Source organism: Luteibacter sp. P4_E6, from assembly GCF_056401535.1.
Genome location: NZ_JBFUJE010000498.1, coordinates 1 through 2859, shown reverse-complemented (window position 1 = coordinate 2859; position 2859 = coordinate 1). Strand labels below are relative to the sequence as shown.

General features: G+C 63.5%; 3 protein-coding genes. 2 read left to right on the top strand and 1 reads right to left on the bottom strand.

Annotated features, from left to right (window positions below; translation table 11 throughout):
• Nucleotides 1-25: 25 nt before the first annotated feature.
• Nucleotides 26-784: an NAD kinase gene (locus AC1DT2_RS19830; RefSeq protein ID WP_063572055.1), complete on the top strand. Its 759-nt coding sequence runs from the start codon at nucleotides 26-28 to the stop codon at nucleotides 782-784.
• Nucleotides 785-940: 156 nt separating this feature from the next.
• Nucleotides 941-1879 (top strand): 5'-nucleotidase, encoded by a 939-nt coding sequence (locus tag AC1DT2_RS19825; protein WP_477298210.1) that lies wholly within the window; start codon nucleotides 941-943, stop codon nucleotides 1877-1879.
• A gap of 10 nt (nucleotides 1880-1889) precedes the next feature.
• Here AC1DT2_RS19825 and AC1DT2_RS19820 read toward each other — a convergent pair whose 3' ends face one another.
• Nucleotides 1890-2765, bottom strand: coding sequence for a DMT family transporter (locus tag AC1DT2_RS19820; RefSeq protein ID WP_063573418.1), 876 nt, complete (start codon nucleotides 2763-2765; stop codon nucleotides 1890-1892).
• Nucleotides 2766-2859 lie beyond the last annotated feature (94 nt).

Below are 2859 nucleotides of genomic sequence, written 5' to 3'. Positions count from 1 at the left end.
CGCTGGTCCTTTCAAACCGACATCCATGCGCTTAGCCTTTGTCGCCAGCGAAACCGACGTCGCCCAACGTGCGCGCACCGCCCTGGTGAAGCGTTACGGCAGTGTGGAACCCGGGGACGCCGAGATCATCGTGTCGCTCGGCGGCGACGGCTTCATGCTGCGCACGCTGCACACTTACCGAACGCTTGGCGTGCCGTTTTACGGCATGAAGCTGGGCCGCCTCGGTTTCCTCATGAATCAGCACGATCTCGACGCCCTCGCCGAGCGCATCGAGCGCGCGCATCCCGCTGTGTTGCATCCATTGGAGATGCACAGCACCTGCTGCGACGGCGCCGAGCACCGTGCGCTTGCCTTCAACGAAGTCGCCATGCTGCGCCAGAGCAACCAGGCCGCGCACATGCGCGTGAGCCTCAACGGTGAGGTCAAGCTCGACGAGCTGGTCTGCGACGGTATCCTGGTCAGCACTCCCGCCGGTTCCACCGCGTACAACCTGTCGGCCCACGGCCCGATCCTGCCGCTCGACGCGAATGTGCTCGCGCTGACGCCGATCAGTCCCTTCCGCCCGCGCCGCTGGCGTGGCGCCATTCTCCCGCACGCCACTCGGGTGGGTTTCGAAACCAAGGATCCGAACAAGCGTCCGATCAGCGCCACGGCGGACTTCCACGAGGTGCGGGACGTTCGCAAGGTCGAGGTAAAGCAATCCCGCCGCAACGCCGTTCGTCTGCTCTTCGACCCCGAACACAACCTGCAGCAGCGTATCCTCGACGAGCAGTTCGCCCTATAGCCGGATACCCTGGGTTTGTAGGAGCCGATTCTTCGGCGATTGGGTGCTAGCCGTATCCTGGCCCGCTGCCGCGGGATCGCCGATGAATCGGCTCCTACAAGGAGCGGCCCGGTGCATTAGGATGGTGTCCAGACACGCAGCACGGACACCGCCCCGATGAACGCCCCCGACAACGATACCCAGACCGCCCACGCCGATGCCTCTGTGCACGACAACCGCCTGGTCGTGGCCATTTCGTCGCGAGCGCTGTTCAACATGGAAGACGGCCACGAACTGTTCGAACGCGATGGCCTCGACGCTTATCGCTCGTACCAGATTGAACGCGAGAATGAGCTCCTGACTCCCGGGGTGGCCTTCCCGCTGGTGCAGAAGCTGCTCGGTCTGAACGCCTTGTCCGGTGACGTGCCGCCGGTGGAGGTGATCCTGCTGTCGCGGAACTCCGGCGATACCGGTCTGCGGATCTTCAATGCCATCCAGCATTACAAACTGAACATTTCGCGTGCCGCTTTTACCAGCGGTGCGCCGACCTCCGACTACATCGCGCCGTTCCGCGCCGACCTGTTTCTTTCCGCCAACGCAGAAGACGTGGGTCGCGCCCTCCGCGCCGGCGTCGCCGCGGCGACCATCCTGCCGTCCAYGGCACCGCAGCGTTCCAGTGAACAGCTGCGCATCGCCTTCGACGGCGACGCGGTGATCTTCGGCGACGAAGGTGAGCGGGTGTCGAAAGAACAGGGGCTCGATGCATTCCATCGCAGCGAATCCGAACTCTGGGCGGAGCCTCTCTCAGGTGGCCCGTTCCGCGGGTTCCTTTCGGCGCTGCACCGTTTGCAGGCGGCATTCCCGGCAGAAACCTCGCCCATCCGCACAGCCCTGGTGACCGCCCGCTCGGCGCCTGCGCATAAGCGCGTCATTCTTACGCTTCGCCGTTGGGGCGTACGCATCGACGAGGCGCTCTTCCTGGGTGGCCGCGACAAGGGCCCGTTCCTGGACGCCTTTGGCGCCGATATCTTCTTCGACGATTCCCCGGCTAACGTGGAGTCGGCGCGGCGGCACGTGGCTACCGGACACGTGCCGCACGGGGTTTCGAATACTTAGGCGGCACCCTTCAAACGATATTCGTCCACCGCCACCAATCGGTCTTCTCCTTCTCGCGCACGAAGGTGAACAGGCCAGCACCAAGAATCAGCACGATGCCGATCAGCATGGGCCAATCCAGGTGGTCGTGGAAGATGAGGTAGCCAAACAGGATGGCCCAGAGCATCTGGCTGTACTGGGTGGGTGCGACGCGCGCGGCGGGAGCGTTCTGTGTGGCCAGCATGAGCAGGACGGCGCCGGCAGCAGCGAGCAAGCCGTAGCCGAGCAGCAGGAACCACTGGTGGCCGTCTGGCCACACGAAGTGCGGCAGCATCATCACGAAGCCAGCGATCATCGGACCGACCACGCCGGCACCGTAGAGGGTGATCCTCTTCTCATGCGCCCCGGCCATACGCAGGGCGATGATCGACAAAGCGCCGGTAATGCCGCAGATGATCGCCGCCACGTGCCCTGTCGTGAGATGGCGAAAGCCCGGACGAAGGACGACCAGCACGCCGATGAACCCGACAATGACGGCGGACCAGCGTCGCCAGCCCACTTGCTCGCGCAGGAAAATCACCGAGAGGATGGTGACGAAGATCGGCAGCAGGAAGATCAGCGAGAAAGCCTCGGCCATCGGCAGGGCGGTAAAGGCCATCACGGCGGTGACATTGCCGATGGCGCCCGCCATCGCGCGCAATAGCCAAAGGCCCGGCATCTTCGATATGACAATCTCGCTCCAGCGGTCTTCCGGCTTCTTCAGGAAGGGAAAGGCCGTCATGGCCATGACAGCACCGAAGAACACCGCCTCATAAGGCGGTAGCGAGCCCTCGAGGGACTTTACGAAGGCGTCGCTCCACGCGTAAGCGGCGTAGCAAGCGAAGCCGAGAAGGACGCCTTTAAGCATGAGGAATCCAGCAGGCGGGGACAGCCCCATTATGCAAACGTTTGCATCTTCTGGGGTGTCAGGAGGTCACGAACGGTAAAGAATGGTTCGAGAC